The sequence below is a fragment of the Pseudovibrio sp. M1P-2-3 genome, from assembly GCF_031501865.1.
GTDB classification, from domain to species: domain Bacteria; phylum Pseudomonadota; class Alphaproteobacteria; order Rhizobiales; family Stappiaceae; genus Pseudovibrio; species Pseudovibrio corallicola.
In genome coordinates, this window is record NZ_JARRCW010000001.1 from 3,587,668 (window position 1) to 3,603,009 (window position 15,342).

The 15,342-nt window shown below is 55.0% G+C and carries 16 protein-coding genes; 2 read left to right on the top strand and 14 right to left on the bottom strand.

Annotation, left to right across the window (positions count from 1 at the left end):
• Positions 1 to 48: 48 nt before the first annotated feature.
• Positions 49 to 1,116, top strand: coding sequence for a GDP-mannose 4,6-dehydratase (gene gmd / locus P6574_RS15715; RefSeq protein ID WP_310621211.1), 1,068 nt, complete (start codon positions 49 to 51; stop codon positions 1,114 to 1,116).
• Positions 1,116 to 2,081, top strand: coding sequence for a GDP-L-fucose synthase family protein (locus tag P6574_RS15720; RefSeq protein ID WP_310621212.1), 966 nt, complete (start codon positions 1,116 to 1,118; stop codon positions 2,079 to 2,081). The genes gmd and P6574_RS15720 overlap by 1 nt, the downstream gene beginning before the upstream one ends.
• Positions 2,082 to 2,087: 6 nt before the next feature.
• Here the strand turns inward: P6574_RS15720 and P6574_RS15725 are convergent, their stop codons facing one another.
• The 14 genes from P6574_RS15725 to P6574_RS15790 all read right to left on the bottom strand — a co-directional run bounded on the left by P6574_RS15725 (position 2,088) and on the right by P6574_RS15790 (position 15,293).
• A complete protein-coding gene (locus tag P6574_RS15725) occupies positions 2,088 to 2,729 on the bottom strand; it encodes a glutathione S-transferase family protein (RefSeq protein WP_310621213.1) in 642 nt (213 codons plus the stop codon).
• Between the two features lie 28 nt (positions 2,730 to 2,757).
• Complete coding sequence (locus P6574_RS15730) at positions 2,758 to 3,156, bottom strand: RidA family protein (protein ID WP_310621214.1); 399 nt, start codon at positions 3,154 to 3,156, stop codon at positions 2,758 to 2,760.
• Entirely contained in the window at positions 3,153 to 3,560 is a 408-nt protein-coding gene (locus tag P6574_RS15735) for an acyl-CoA thioesterase (protein WP_310621215.1), read from the bottom strand. The genes P6574_RS15730 and P6574_RS15735 overlap by 4 nt, the downstream gene beginning before the upstream one ends.
• A 3-nt stretch (positions 3,561 to 3,563) precedes the next feature.
• Complete coding sequence (locus P6574_RS15740; RefSeq protein ID WP_310621216.1) at positions 3,564 to 4,253, bottom strand: ABC transporter ATP-binding protein; 690 nt, start codon at positions 4,251 to 4,253, stop codon at positions 3,564 to 3,566.
• Positions 4,254 to 5,003, bottom strand: coding sequence for an ABC transporter ATP-binding protein (locus P6574_RS15745; RefSeq protein ID WP_310621217.1), 750 nt, complete (start codon positions 5,001 to 5,003; stop codon positions 4,254 to 4,256).
• Positions 4,996 to 5,979, bottom strand: coding sequence for a branched-chain amino acid ABC transporter permease (locus P6574_RS15750; RefSeq protein ID WP_310621218.1), 984 nt, complete (start codon positions 5,977 to 5,979; stop codon positions 4,996 to 4,998). Before P6574_RS15750 ends, P6574_RS15745 begins: the two co-directional genes overlap by 8 nt.
• A complete protein-coding gene (locus P6574_RS15755) occupies positions 5,979 to 6,899 on the bottom strand; it encodes a branched-chain amino acid ABC transporter permease (protein ID WP_310622178.1) in 921 nt (306 codons plus the stop codon). Before P6574_RS15755 ends, P6574_RS15750 begins: the two co-directional genes overlap by 1 nt.
• 53 nt (positions 6,900 to 6,952) lie before the next feature.
• Positions 6,953 to 8,062 (bottom strand): ABC transporter substrate-binding protein, encoded by a 1,110-nt coding sequence (locus tag P6574_RS15760; RefSeq protein WP_405048154.1) that lies wholly within the window; start codon positions 8,060 to 8,062, stop codon positions 6,953 to 6,955.
• 145 nt (positions 8,063 to 8,207) lie between these two features.
• Positions 8,208 to 9,821 (bottom strand): AMP-binding protein, encoded by a 1,614-nt coding sequence (locus P6574_RS15765; protein WP_310621220.1) that lies wholly within the window; start codon positions 9,819 to 9,821, stop codon positions 8,208 to 8,210.
• 1 nt (position 9,822) lies between these two features.
• Positions 9,823 to 10,986, bottom strand: coding sequence for an acyl-CoA dehydrogenase family protein (locus tag P6574_RS15770; protein WP_310621221.1), 1,164 nt, complete (start codon positions 10,984 to 10,986; stop codon positions 9,823 to 9,825).
• A 2-nt stretch (positions 10,987 to 10,988) separates the two neighbouring features.
• On the bottom strand, positions 10,989 to 11,798 hold the full coding sequence (locus tag P6574_RS15775) for an enoyl-CoA hydratase family protein (protein ID WP_310621222.1): 810 nt from the start codon (positions 11,796 to 11,798) through the stop codon (positions 10,989 to 10,991).
• A complete protein-coding gene (locus tag P6574_RS15780; protein WP_310621223.1) occupies positions 11,795 to 12,247 on the bottom strand; it encodes a MarR family winged helix-turn-helix transcriptional regulator in 453 nt (150 codons plus the stop codon). Before P6574_RS15780 ends, P6574_RS15775 begins: the two co-directional genes overlap by 4 nt.
• Positions 12,244 to 13,044 (bottom strand): SDR family NAD(P)-dependent oxidoreductase, encoded by an 801-nt coding sequence (locus P6574_RS15785; protein WP_310621224.1) that lies wholly within the window; start codon positions 13,042 to 13,044, stop codon positions 12,244 to 12,246. Before P6574_RS15785 ends, P6574_RS15780 begins: the two co-directional genes overlap by 4 nt.
• Entirely contained in the window at positions 12,999 to 15,293 is a 2,295-nt protein-coding gene (locus P6574_RS15790; RefSeq protein ID WP_310621225.1) for a bifunctional salicylyl-CoA 5-hydroxylase/oxidoreductase, read from the bottom strand. The genes P6574_RS15785 and P6574_RS15790 overlap by 46 nt, the downstream gene beginning before the upstream one ends.
• Positions 15,294 to 15,342: the final 49 nt, after the last annotated feature.

The window sequence follows — 15,342 nt, forward strand, 5'->3', positions numbered from 1 at the left end:
GGTCAGTAAATCCCCTCACAACCTCGCAAGTAATCTACTAGGGGATATTTGTTGGCAAAAACCGCTTTGATAACAGGCGTGACCGGACAGGACGGGGCCTATCTGGCCCAGTTTCTTCTTGCAAAAGGCTATGAGGTTCACGGGATAAAGCGGCGCGCGTCCTCTTTCAACTCTCACAGAATCGATCATTTCTATCAGGACCCGCACGAGAGAGATGTGCGCTTCCACCTCCACTACGGAGACATGACAGACAGCAGCAATCTGATTCGCCTTGTACAGGCGACCCAACCCGATGAGCTTTATAATCTGGCGGCCCAGTCCCACGTGCAGGTCTCCTTTGAAACTCCGGAGTACACCGGCAACGCAGATGGTCTCGGTTCCTTGCGCCTGCTGGAAGCCCTGCGTTTACTCGGTCTGGAAAACAAGACCCGTTTTTATCAAGCCTCCACATCAGAGCTTTACGGCAAGGCACAAGAAACCCCGCAAAACGAGAAGACCCCCTTTGCTCCCCGCTCTCCTTACGCAACAGCAAAGCTCTATGCCTACTGGGCGACAGTCAATTACCGCGAAGCCTATGGTCTGCACGCCTCCAACGGCATTCTTTTCAACCATGAAAGCCCTCAGCGGGGAGAAACTTTTGTCTCGCGCAAAATCACGCGGGCAGTCGCTGCCATCTGCAAGGGGCTTCAGGACAAACTCTACCTTGGCAATTTGAATGCACTAAGGGATTGGGGCCACGCAAGCGATTATGTGAAGGGCATGTGGCTCATGCTCCAAAACCCCACACCCGATGACTATGTACTTGCAACGGGCAAGGCTCACAGTGTTCGCCAGTTTGTGGAAGCCGCATTTGCATCTGTTGACATCGACCTGTGCTGGCAAGGCAGCGGCGTTGAGGAGCAGGGTATCAACCGGCGTACCAATCAGGTGCTCGTGGCCGTTGATCCTCGGTATTTTAGAGCCGCTGAAGTGGATCATTTACTGGGCGACGCCACAAAAGCCAGAGAGCATCTCGGTTGGAAACCACAGGTCAGTTTTCAAGAGCTGGTGGAAGACATGGTCGCAGCCGACCTCATCACAATAGAAAAAGAAGGCAACCGGAGGGATCGCTATTAATGAACTATGATATTTCAGGTAAGCGAATTTGGATAGCAGGCCATACGGGCATGGTAGGCCGCGCCCTGCTGCGGCGCTTAAAACGCATTGACTGCGAAGTTCTAACGGCTTCACGCAAAAGACTGAACCTGACGCGGCAAGGCGCGGTAGAAAATTTTCTACAAACCAACAAACCGGATATCATCATCATTGCGGCTGCCAAGGTCGGGGGAATTCTAGCCAATGACCGGCAACCGGCGGAGTTCCTCTATGAGAACCTGATGATTGAGGCCAATATCATTCACGCCGCACATGAGGCCGATGTGGAACGCCTGCTGTTTTTGGGCTCAAGCTGCGCCTATCCAAAGTTTGCGCCCCAACCCATCAAAGAGTTGTCCCTGCTGCAAGGGCCTCTGGAGGCCACCAATCAGTGGTACGCCATTGCAAAAATTGCAGGCCTCAAGCTGGTGGAAAGCTACCGTAAGCAATTCGGATGCTCCTATATAAGCGCAATGCCCACCAACCTTTATGGACCAGCCGATAACTTTGATCTTGAAACCGGCCATGTTCTTCCAGCCTTATTAGCCAAGGCTCATTCAGCAAAAACAAACGATGAGAAAACCCTGCATATTTGGGGCACCGGCGCCCCACACAGGGAATTTCTTTACGTGGATGATCTGGCTGACGCTTTGGTGTTTTTGCTCAAAAACTACGATGGAGATACACCCATCAACGTCGGCTCTGGAGAAGACCTGTCCATTCTTAAGCTGACAGAAAAAATCTCTAAAACCGTGGGGTTTAATGGTTACATCCAAAGGGACCTGTCCAAACCGGATGGAACCCCGCGTAAATTGATCGACTCGCAAAAACTGAAGGAACTGGGCTGGAGCCCCTCCACTCCGCTGGAGAAGGGCCTCGCCCAAACCTATCGCTGGTATTTGAAAAACATTATTGAAAAGCAAGAGGTAGAGGAAGTGGTTGAATAATGTCTCTCAATCTTCCCGCTGATATCCGGCATATTCAAGCGCACGGGTAACAGCGGGTTCTTCCAGCATCCGGTACATCCAGCTTATGATTGGTTTTGTATCCCGGCTCTTTGTCAAAAATGTTTCGCGCATATAAATCACCGGCAAGTGGGCGTAATCAGCTATATTGGGCCTCGCCCCTCCCAGATATTTCTGTTCCTCCACTGGCTGAAACGACGCCCGTACAGAATCGAGAAGGCGTGAATTCAAAAACGCGGTATTCTCCCTGCGCTCCCCCCCATACTCGCCCATGTAAAAGGAGAGCGCATTTTGAACGGCAATATCACTCACAGCGCTGTAAACGAGTGCCCTCGCCTCTGCTTTCGCCTCCAGAGCTTCAGGAATGAGATCGGGGCGGTACTTTTCCAGCAGGAAATCCATAATTGCACCGGACTGGGTAAGCTTCATTGAAGGCTGACCACCTTGCCCCGTTTTCACCAATACCGGCACAGTCCTCGCCGGATTTACCTGCATAAATTCCGGCGCCTTGTGCTCTTTTTTCTTCAGATCAATGAAGCAGCTTTCAGCTAAAACTCCAGAGAGCTCAAGTGCGATGGAAGCCCGCAGGCTATTGCCGGATCGCGAGAAGTAAAATATGTAGTTCGACATCAAGAAAATATTCCAATTTATGCAGCTTTCACGGAGCAATAACCGCCGTTGCTTCAATCTCAAGCAGAGCTTCATCTTCTATAAGGCCTGCGACAACCACCATGGTCATGGCCGGAAAGTGCCGCCCCATCACGCGGCGATAAACCTCTCCCACTTCTTTTTGCCGTTCCAGATACTCTCGTTTGTCAATCACATACCATGTAAGGCGGGTGATATGCTCCGGCGCGCCCCCAGCCTCTTGCAGCACGTCCTTGATATTTTGCAGGGCCTGCTCCATTTGCTCGACAAAGTCGTGCGTTTCAAACTCCTGCTGGCTGTTCCAGCCAATTTGCCCGCCAACAAACAACAGGCCACTGTGCGCAAGAACCCCATTGGCATAGCCTTTAGCCGGAAGCCACCCCTCTGGCTCGACGATCTGATTGGTCATTTTGCCTCCTCCATTGCCCCGTTAATGCGCGCCCGCATGTCATCCGGCCATGGGGCTGACTTGCCAGCTGCATCCGTATAAACAAGTCGGGCGTTCGCAGTGAATCGGGCTTGTTCACTGCATTGCCCCACAAACTCCAATTGCAGGCTGGACCGCCCGACACTCTTTGGGTTCACTCGAATTTCCAATTGGTCCCCGTGTCGGCTCGGAGCAGTAAAATCGGCGGAAATTTGCGCGGTTGGCACCCCAGCATTCACTAGTAATTCTTCAAAGGGCACCTTGACCACATCACAAAAAAACGCCTCAACACAGTCGTTAATCATTTCGAAATAGCGCGGATAGAACACGATGCCCGCCGGGTCGCAGTGCTTGAACAGAACTTTTTGATGAACCACATAGGCCACGGTTTACACTCCCAAATAGGTTTGCGTGACCTGCGGCGTGATCGCGGCAAAATCTCCACTCCACACGCTCAAGCCCTTTTGCAGAATAACGGCTTGGTCCGCCACACGGGACAGCTCCTTCATAGATTTATCGACCACCAGCAAAGAAAGCCCGCTTTTGGTTTTCAAACGCGCAATCGCCCCCCAGATCTCAGCACGGACAACAGGGGCTAGCCCCTCGGTTGCCTCATCCAAGATGAGCAGGCGCGGGTTGGTCATCAAGGCGCGGCCAATGGCAAGCATCTGCTGTTCTCCTCCTGAAAGAGAGGCCGCATTCTGCCCGCGCCGCTCGGCTAGCCTTGGAAAAAGGTCTGCCACTCGCTCAAAGGTCCAATGGCCTTTTCGCGCCGCCGCCATCAGGTTTTCTTCCACGCTCAAACCCGCAAAGCACCGTCGCCCTTCGGGCACCAGTCCAATACCAAGACGGGCAACTTTGTGGGAGGGAACACCGCGCAGACTTTTGCCCTCAAAACGAATTTGACCAGACCCCACGGGCAGCATGCCGCAAATGGTTTTGATGGAGGTGGATTTTCCCATGCCGTTGCGCCCCATAAGCGCCAGCAATTTCCCCTCCCCCAATTGAAACGACACATCAAAAAGCGCCTGCGCTTTGCCATAGAAGGCGCTCACAGCTTCCAGTTCCAGAAGAGCCATTTACGCATCCTCCCCAAGATAAGCTTTGCGCACTTGCGCGTCCCCCTTGATGTCTGCCGCGCTGCCGCTGGAAATCACTTGGCCATAAACCAGCACAGAGATGCGATCGGCCAGTTGAAACACCGCTTCCATGTCATGCTCCACCAGAAGAATAGGGGCCTCTTGCCGCAAGCCGGACAGCAGTTCGGTCAGGTGTTTGGAGCCCTCTGCCCCCACACCTGCCATGGGCTCATCCATCAAGAACAACTTGGGCTTGGCCGTTAGCGCCACGGCCACTTCAAGCTGTCTGCGCTGGCCGTGGGACACTTCCGATGTCCGCATGCCCGCCACATCTTCCAGTCCCACCCGCTCCAAGGCACTGTGTGCCTGCTCCAGAAGGTCTTGGTCTTTCAAAACATTTTTAAAAAACCGAAAGGGCTTTTTACTTGCCCCCATAGCGCCCAGCACTACGTTTTCTAAAACGGTAAAGTCCATGGGCAGGGCGGAGACCTGAAACGTCCGGCCAAAGCCCATGCGTGCCCGCTCCACGGTTCCTTGCCCTGTCACATCCTGCCCCAAGAAATGGATGGAACCGCGATCGGGCTTCAGCGAACCGGCAAGCTGTTTGATCAAGGTGGATTTGCCCGCCCCATTGGGGCCAATGAGTGCATGTATTTCTCCAGCCCGCACATCCAGAGAAATATTGTCACTGGCTTTTAGAGCGCCAAAACTTTTGCAAATGCCTTTGGTTTCCAAAATGACATCAGGCATGGGCAATCCTCCGCCCGCTCATCATGCCAATCAGCCCTCCACGAGCAAACAGCACCACCAGCAACAACAGCAGCCCGAGGAGTATCTGCCAATACTCACTCACAGGCCCTAGAAAATGCTCCAGCATGATATAAAGGGCAGCCCCCGCCAAGGGACCATAAAGACGCGCCACCCCGCCCAAAATTACGAAGACCATAATCTCCCCGCTCATTTGCCAGCTGAACATGGTGGGGCTCACAAAGCGGTTGAGGTCGGCAAACAAAGCGCCCGCAAGACCGGTGATGGCCCCTGAAATCACGAAGGCGATCAGCTGCACGGTGTAGGGCTGGATGCCAACGGTCTCCACCCGCTCCTCGTTTTGCCGCGCAGCTGCAAGCGCAAGGCCGAAGCGAGAACTGGCAAGTTTTGAGGCAAACAGTAGAACCACCATGAGCAGGCCATAGCAAATTGCGAAGAACTGAAGAGGGACAAGCGTATTCAGGCCGGGGAAGCTGTTGCGCACGTAAATGGAAAGCCCGTCTTCGCCCCCGTAAGCAGGCCAGCTGATGGCGAAATAGTAAATCATCTGCCCAAAGGCCAACGTAATCATGATGAAATAAACACCCGAAGTGCGCAAAGACAAGGCACCAATAAGCAGCGCCGCCAGCCCGCTCACCAGCACCGCCGCCAGCCAGATGATGGGCATGGATTTGGTTCCTTCCAGCAAAAAGGGCCATTCCATCAACGGTGCATAGGCTTGCGCATGGCTTGCCAAAATGCCCATGGCATAACCTCCAAGGCCGAAAAATGCAGCATGACCAAGGCTCACAAGACCGCCCAAACCCAGCGCTATGTTCAGTCCCACGCCCGCAAGAGCCAGAATAGCAACCTTGGTGGATAAGGTGATAATATAGGGCTCATCCATGGCAAATGCCCCCAAAGGCACAGCAAGAAGGGCCAGAGCCAGCGCCCAGTTTAAAACCACTTCGCGGGTCATCACGCAGCTCTCCCGAAAAGGCCGGAAGGTTTAACAAGCAAAACCCCTGCCATAACAATATAAATCGACATAGACGCCAGCGCCGCGCCAACGGAGGCCGCAGAAGAAGGTTCCATGAAAACACCAAGGCCCATGGGCAAAAACAGGCTGCCCAATGTGTCCGTCATGCCCACCACAATGGAGCCGATCAGCGCCCCTTTAATGGAGCCAATGCCGCCAATCACAATCACCACGAATGCCAGAATAAGCACCGGTTCGCCCATACCAACCTGCACAGACTGAATTGCCCCCACAAGCGCCCCCGCAAGACCCGCCAGCGCGGCTCCAAGGGCAAACACAATTGTGTAGAGCTTGGAAATATCCACGCCCAAGGCCGCGATCATTTCCCTGTCCGCCTCGCCTGCCCTGATCTGGATACCGAGCCGCGTTTTAGAAACCAGCAGGAACAAAAGGCCCGCAATCACAAACCCCACCCCGATAATGGCAAGCCTGTAAAGTGGGTACTCAATGCCAAAGGGCAGCATCACCGCGCCGGAAAGATAAGAGGGCACATCCAGAAACAAAGGAAACGAGCCGAACAGCCAGCGGGTGCCTTCCGAGAATATGAGAATAAGCGCAAAGGTTGCCAACACTTGGTCCAGATGATCCCGCTCATAAAGGCGGCGCACCACAAGAATTTCAATGAGCGCACCACTTGCCGCTGCAGCCGCTAAGCTTGCGGCCAGGGCCAGCACAAACGACCCCGTTGCCGCAGCAACTGCCGCTGCTGCAAACGCGCCAATCATATAAAGTGAGCCATGGGCAAGATTAATAAGGCCCATCACCCCAAACACCAAGGTCAGGCCAGCCGCCATCAAAAACAGCATGATCCCGAATTGCAGACCATTTAAGAGCTGCTCCAACAAAAGAACGATGGACATGAAAAAAGCCTTCAAAAGGGTCAGGCAGATTGCCACTGCCTGACCTATTCCATTTAATTATTGCAGGATGCCGCATAGGCATTCCCATGGTTTTCAAGGCCGGTGGCGACGATTTTATTGGTGTAAACATCGCCCTCTTTCACCACCTCGCGGACATAAATGGTCTGCACTGGGTGGTTGTTGGAGCTAAAGGAAAAGTCCCCGCGCACAGAGGCAAAGTCAGCCTTTTTCAAAGCGGCCCGAAATGCGTCCTTGTCTTGAATACCGGCGGTTTTCATAGCGCTGAGCAGCAAGTTGGCTGTGTCGTAGCCTTGGCTGGCATAAAGGGATGGCAAACGGCCATACTCTTTTTGAAAGTTCGCCACAAATGCTGTGTTGGCAGGGTTGTCCAAGTCCTTGTTCCACTGGGATGTGTTTTTCACACCAAGGGCAGCATCCCCCACGGCCTGTAAAATGCCTTGGTCAAAGCTGAAGGCCGGTCCAACCACCGGAATATCCACGCCCGAACCTGCATACTGCTTGAGGAACGAAATGCCCATGCCGCCGGGCAGGAAGAAATAAACACTGTCCGCGCCAGACGCCCTGATCTGGGCAATCTCGGCTGCATAGTCTGTTTGCCCCAGCTTGGTGTAAATTTCACCGGCTTTTTCCCCTTTGTAAAAGCGCTTGTAGCCCGTTAAAGCGTCTTTGCCCGCTGGATAATTTGGGGCCAGCATGAAGGAGTTTTTAAAGCCTGCATCACTGGCATAAGCACCGGCTGCTTCATGCAGGTTGTCGTTCTGCCATGCGACGTTGAAATAATTAGGATGGCAGCCCTTTCCCGCCAGCAGTGAAGGCCCTGCATTGGGAGAAAGGTAAAACTTGCCCTGCGCCGTTGCCGCTGGCACAACCGCCATGGCAAGGTTCGACCAGATAATGCCCGTCAACACATCCACTTTTTCCGATTGGATCAGTTTGTCGGCCAACTGCACAGCAACTTCAGGCTTGCGCTGATCATCCTCAATGATCACTTCAAGGTATTTGTTGCCCGCCTCTTTCACAGCCAGCATAAACCCGTCACGCACATCAATGCCAAGACCAGCGCCGCCGCCCGAAAGCGTGGTGATCATGCCCACTTTCACCGCTTCATCCAGCTGCGCCTGTGCTGGCACTGCTGCCAACATAAGGGCGGACAGGGCAATGCCCAGTGTCTTCTTCTTCATCCTAATCCCCTCCACTTATTAGTTTTTTAAAACTGGCTCATACTACCAATAGTTTCAAACGATAATTTCTCAAATAGTGATTGAGCTTCTCGCCAGCCTACGTCTTTCATTGTCGCAGTCTGAACCGCTGAATTTTTCCGGTCTGGGTCTTGGGAAGCTCGGCGCGAAATTTCACAGAACGGGGATATTTGAACGGAGCAATGGTGGATTTGACAAAGTCCTGCAGGGTCTTGGCAGTGAGCTCGCTGGCATCCACTCCATCCCGCAGCACAATATGGGCCTCCACAATGGAGCCGCGCTCCTCATCGGGCACCCCAATCACCGCCGTTTCGCTCACATGGGGGTGGGCAAGCAGCGCCGCCTCCACTTCTGGCCCAGCGATATTATAGCCTGAGGAGATGATCATATCATCATTGCGGGCGGCAAAATGCAGGTAGCCCTGCGCATCCATGGAAAAGGCATCACCCGTAATATTCCAGCCATCCAGCGTGTAGTTCTTCTGCCGCTCATCTGCCAGATATCGGCATCCTGTTGGCCCGCGCACGGCAAGGCGGCCCACGTCTCCGCGTGGCAATTCCTCTCCGTTCTCGCCAACCACTTTCACCTCATAGCCTGTCACAGGTCTACCTGTGCAGGCAGGAGCATGATCCTGTTGCCGGTTGGAAATGAAAATATGCAACAGCTCGGTCGCCCCAATCCCGTCCAACATAGGCCGACCGGTTTTTTCCAGCCACTCCGCATAGATCGGCGCAGGCAAAGTCTCGCCCGCAGAAACAGCAAGACGCAATGAGGAAAGGTCTGCCCCCTCTTTCATGGCGGAAAGCATGGCCCGATAGGCCGTGGGCGCGGTGAAGCAAATGGTGGCGCGGTATTTTTCAATAATCTCGATCATATTGGGAGGCGATGCGTTTTCCAGCAGTGTGGCTGCGGCCCCAAAACGCAAGGGAAAGACGGCCAGTCCGCCAAGACCAAAAGTAAATGCCAGCGGCGGCGAGCCCACAAACACATCCTCCGGCGTCACCCCCAACACCTCGCGGGCATAGCCATCGGCAATAATCATCAGGTCGCGATGAAAATGCATGGTCGCCTTGGGGGCTCCGGTGGTGCCTGAGGTGAACCCCAGCAAGGCCACATCATCGCGCCCCGTCTTCACGGCCTCAAAGCGCACGGGCTTTTCAAGGGCCAGTCTGTCCAGCTCAGCCTCGTGGTTGGATGTGCCATCAAAGCCCACCACAGTTTTAAGCTGAGGGCATTGGGCCGCACACTGTTCCAGCTCATACAGCAGACGGCTATCACAAAGCGCATGGGAGATTTCGGCCTTGTCGACAATCTTCTTCAGCTCTCCGGCCCGCAGCATCGGCATCGTGTTCACCACCACCGCGCCCACCTTGGTTGCCGCCAGCCAGCATGCCACCATGGCCGGATTGTTGGCGGAGCGGATCAGCACACGGTTGCCCGGCACAACCCCCAAGTCCTCTTGCAACACATGGGCAAGGCGGTTGGTCCAGTCTGTCAGTTCTTTGTAGGTTCGCCGTCGTCCATTGCCTATGAGGGCCATGTGGTCTCCAAACCCTTTACCCACCATGGCATCAGTCAGCTCCACTGCAGCATTGAGATAGTCTGGATATTGGAATTCATCGAGAAGGAAGTCAGGCCATTCAGCCATCGGGGGCAAGTTATTGCGGGAAAATTCATCTTTGTGCGCGCTTGGTCCCAGCATGTCACCCTCCCTGAAAGGCCGCCATGGTCTGGCGTGCAATGATCACTTTCTGAACGTCCGAGGCACCCTCATAAATGCGAAGCGCCCGTATTTCCCTGTAAAGCCGCTCCACTGTGGTGCCGCAGGCAACCCCTTCACCGCCGTGCAGCTGCACCGCTTTATCAATGATTTGCTGTGCCTGATCGGTTGCAAATAGTTTGGCCATGGCCGCTTCACGGGTCACCCGCAGCGCGCCGCTGTCCTTGGCCCAGGCGGCACGGTAAATGAGCAAGGCGGCTGCATCCACATCCAACGCCATTTCGGCAATGTGCCCCTGCACCATCTGCATGCTGAATAAAGGCGCGCCTTGAATCTCGCGGTTAAAGCAGCGGAACAAGGCTTCATCCAGCGCCCGTCTGGCAAAACCCAGCGCCGCCGCGCCAACCGTGGGGCGAAACACATCCAACACCGACATAGCCACTTTAAAGCCGTGCCCCTCCTCCCCCAAGAGGGTAGAACGCGGCACCCGGCAGCGGTTAAAGCGCAGCCGCGCCAGCGGGTGCGGAGAAATAGTGTTCAGCCGCTCCACCACCTCAAGTCCAGCAGTATCGGCAGGTACCACAAAGGCGGACATGCCTTTTGAGCCGGTGCCCTCCCCCGTTCGGGCAAACACCGTGTAAACATGGGCAATACCGCCATTGGAGATCCATGTTTTTTCACCCTCTAAAATAAAGTGGTCTCCGTCTCGGCGCGCTGTCATGGTGTTGCTGGCCACGTCCGAACCGGATTCAGGCTCGGTGAGAGCAAAGGCGGCAATGGCCTGCCCGGAGCGGGTCAGCGGCAGCCACTCCTGCTTTTGACGGGAGGTTCCAAACAGGGAAATAGCCCCCGTGCCCAGCCCCTGCATGGCAAAAGAAAAATCAGCCAGTCCATCATGGCGAGCTAGAGTTTCGCGGATAAGGCAGAGTGATCTGGCGTCCAGCCGGTCCTGCGGGTCATTGGGGTCAACAGCGGAATAGGTGAGCCAGCCTTCTTCCCCAAGTTTGCGCACCAGTTTGCGGCAGGCCGTGTCCGTGTCTTCATGGTCCAGCTTGGTAAGGTGTTGTTTTGCCCACTCCTCCAGCTCCTGCGCCAACTGTTTGTGATGGGGCTCCAGAAACGGCCAGTCCAGAAAACTCTTGTCCACGCTTAGTCTCCTTTGAAAACAGGTATTTCCTTTGCTACAAATGCTTTGAAAGCACGCTCAAAATCTGCACTTTGCATACAAATCGCCTGCGCCTGTGCTTCCGCCTCAATGGCTTGCTCTAGGGACATGGACCACTCCTGCCCCAACATGGTCTTGGTCATCATGTGTCCAAAGCCGGGGCCTGCCGCGATTTTCTCCGCAAGGCGCAGGGCTTCCCCGCTAAGTTCCTCAGCGCTCACCAGCCGGTTATAAAAGCCCCAGCTCAATCCTTCTTCCGCGCTCATGGTCCGGCCTGTATAGAGCAGCTCCGCCGCCCGCCCCTGCCCGATAAGGCGTGGCAGCATGGCGCACGCGCCCATATCACAGCCCGCCAGCCCCACACGGGTAAACAGGAAGGCAGTTTTGGCCCTCTCACTTGCCAATCGCATGTCACTGGCCATGGCAAGAATAGCGCCAGCCCCCACACAAACCCCGTCGACAGCCGCAATCAGCGGTTTGCCGCAGGAGATGATGGCTTTCACAAGATCGCCGGTCATGCGGGTGAAGGCCAGCAGTTCCTTCATGTCCATTTTAGTCAGGGGAGCGATAATATCGTACACATCGCCGCCAGAACAAAAGTTACCTCCATGAGAGGCAAACACCACGACTTTGATGCCACTGGAATATTTCAGGGCCTGAAACCAGTCCCGCAGCTCCGCATAGCTTTCAAAGGTCAGCGGGTTCTTACGCTCGGCTCCCTTTAGGTGCAGCGTTGCGATACCGTTTTCCACTGAACTGTAAAAATGGGTTGTCTCATGGAAAGTTGCACTCATGCCCGCTCTCCCAAGGGCATACGCAAGATACTGTCAAAGTGCTCGGTGAGCGTTTGCGCCTCTTCCGCAGAAAATCCCCCAAGCAGCTGGTTGATCATGCGCTCATGGGCCTTTGCTTGAATGTCAAACTGCTTGCGGCCACTGGCGGTGAGGCAGATTTTAGCGGCACGCCGGTCACCGGGCACCGGCACTCTTGTGGCCAGATCATCATTCACAAGCCGGTCCACAATGCCCGTTACGTTGCCGTTGGATACTTTGAGCGTGGAAGAAAGGTCGCTCATGCGTAGCCCCTCCGGCGTACGGCTCAAGGCCGCCAGCACATCAAAGCGGGGCAGTGTGCTGTTGAATTCACGCCGCATTTTTTCCCGCAGCTGGGCTTCCACAATCCGGCTCAGTTTCAATAGGCGCAGCCACAGGCGCAGGCGGGATTTAGAGGTGCTATAGGTCATATCTCGCCTCCCGTCATTGCAAGCGTATGGCCGTTGATGGACCGCGCGCCTTTGGAGCACAGCCAAAGGGCCGTTTCTGCCACTTCGTCACACTCGATCAGCCGCCCCTGCGGATTGCCCTCATTCATTTTTCGGGCAACTTCCTCGCTGGTTAAACCAGTATTACGGGAGACAATCTCAACAGCCCCCTCCAGCATGGGGCTATCAATATAGCCGGGGCAAATGGCGTTCACCGTGACACCCGTTTTCGCCAACTCAACAGCCAGCGAGCGTGTAAGCCCAACCACCCCGTGTTTGGCGGAGACATAACCCGCCGCATAGGGAAACCCTTTTAGCCCTGCAATAGAGGCCACCGCAATCAAACGGCCCCATCCACTTGCCTGCATATCGGGCAAAGCCGCCTGCCACACATTGAAAACCCCTTTCAGGTTCACATCCAACATGCGAGAGAATTCGCCAATTTTCATTTTGGCAAAGGGTTTGGTCCTCACACTGCCCGCATTGGCAACGCAAACGGAAATCGGGCCGTTTACTGCGCGCGCTCCTTCAATGGCTGCGGCCACAGAAACGGGGTCCGTCACGTCACAGATTTGGTAGGAAATACCATGGTTTTCGGCTTGCTGTTTCAGCGGGTCCTCCCTCCGGCCCACCACAGTTACCAAGGCCCCTGAACCTGCGAAGAGTCGGGCGGTTTGCGCGCCTACACCGCTTCCCCCGCCGGTGATAAACACGTGTTTTTTCTCAAGCTCTTTCACACTTTCAACTCCGCTTCTCCCAAACGGTCTGCCAGCCGCCACGCCTGATCTCTCCCAGCAAGATAAGGTAGCGGCCATGCTTCATGCCTGTCCCCGATCCGGGCTGCTGCATGGAGCATCCAGTAGGGGTCGGCAAGGTGGGGCCGCGCAAGGCAGACAAGGTCTGCGCGTCCCGCCATTAAAATGGAATTCACGTGGTCCGGTTCATAAATATTTCCCACCGCCATGGTCTTAACGCCCGCCTCCTGCCGGATACGGTCGCAAAACGGTGTCTGGAACATGCGGCCATAAACGGGCTTGGCCTCAAGCGAGGTCTGCCCCGCAGAAACGTCGATAATATCGGCTCCGGCCTCAACAAACATCTTGGCGATTTTCACCGCCTCTTCCGGTTCGACCCCAAGCTCCCCCACCCAGTCATGGGCAGAAATGCGCACCGCCATGGGCTTGTGCTGCGGCCAGACCTTGCGCATCACACCAAAGACTTCCAGCGGATAGCGCATCCGGTTTTCAAGGGAACCGCCGTAGGCGTCCTGCCTTTGGTTGGACAGCGGCGAGATGAACGAGGACATGAGATAGCCGTGGGCGGCATGCAGCTCGATCATGTCAAAGTCCGCCCGCTCAGCCATTTCAACAGAAGCGGCAAACTGCCCCCGTACGCGGTCCATATCCTCACGCGTCATTGCCTTGGGAACCTGACTTCCCGCAGCCCAAGGAATAGAGGAGGCAGAAATCAGCTCCCAGTTTCCTTTGGTCATGGGGGCATCCATCTCCTCCCAGCCCAGCTGGGTGGACCCTTTGCGCCCCGCATGCCCGATCTGGCAACACACCTTGGCGTGGGTTTCGCGGTGAATGAAGCTGGTAATGCGCCGCCATGCATCCACATGGCGCTCGTCATAAAGGCCCGGACAACCGGTGGTGATGCGCCCTTTCGGCGAAACACAGGTCATCTCCGTGTAAACAAGCCCCGCACCGCCTTTGGCCCGTTCGCCATAATGCACCAGATGCCAATCCGTGGGGCAACCATCCTCCGCCTTATATTGCGCCATGGGCGAGACAACCACACGATTGTCCAGTTCCATATCCCGCAGGATAAACGGGGCAAACATGGGCGCACGTACGGGCTCATGTTCCGGCACACCGGCCTTGCTCTGGAACCACTTTTCAGCGCTCTCCATCCACTTTGGGTCACGCAGCCGAAGGTTTTCATGGCTGATACGCTGGGACCGGGTGAGCAAAGCATAGTTGAACTGGGTTGGCTCAAGTCCCAGATAGCGCTCCACATCCTCAAACCATTCCATGGAATTACGGGCAGCAGATTGCAAACGCAGCACTTCCAGCCGCCGCCCGTCCTCATACTTGGCAAAGGCTTTGGAGAACTCCTCTTCCTCGCTCAAATACGTTGCCAGAGCAATGGCGCTTTCAAAGGCCAGCTTTGTCCCCGAACCAATGGAGAAGTGGGCCGTCGCAGCTGCATCCCCCATGAGAACGACGTTTTCATGATGCCACTTTTCACAAAGAACACGGGGAAAGTTGATCCACGCAGACCCGCGCATATGGGCGGAATTGCTAAGCAGTTGATGACCGTCCAAGTAATCTTTAAAAATTTCCTCGCACACCGCGATGGAATCTTTCTGGCTCATCTGCTCAAAGCCATAGGCCGCCCACGTGGCCTCACTGCACTCTACAATGAATGTGGCCGTATCCCCGTCAAACTGGTAGGCATGGGCCCACACCCAGCCTTTGTCTGTTTCCTTGAAAATAAAGGTAAAAGCATCCTCAAACTTTTGCTTTGTTCCCAGCCAGACAAACTTGCAGGCTCTCCTGTCAATATTGGGCTTGAAAACATGGGCAAACTCTTCGCGCACCTTTGAGTTCAGGCCGTCACTGGCAACCACCAGATCATAGTCTTTTGCAAAGTTTGCAGCGCTCGCAATCTCCTGCTCAAAGCGCAAATTCACTCCCAGCTCTTTTGCCCGCTCATACAGCAGCAGCAGCAATTGCTTGCGCCCGATACCGCAAAATCCATGACCGGTCGAAAGCTGCTTCTCACCACGATAGTGAACAGCAATGTCATCCCAATAAGCAAAGTGCTGGCGTATTGATGCCGCGCTGGCCGGATCATTCACCCGCAGGTTTTCAAGAGTTTCATCGGAAAGAACAACTCCCCACCCAAAAGTGTCGTCACTTCGATTCCGCTCGAAAACGGTCACCTCATCGCCGGGGCGACGAAGTTTCAAAGAAATAGCGAAGTAAAGACCGGCAGGACCTCCCCCCAAACACGCGATTTTCATCAAAGTCACCTTTGTTTACGTGTGTTAAGTCGCTCAGCGCGGCATCAAT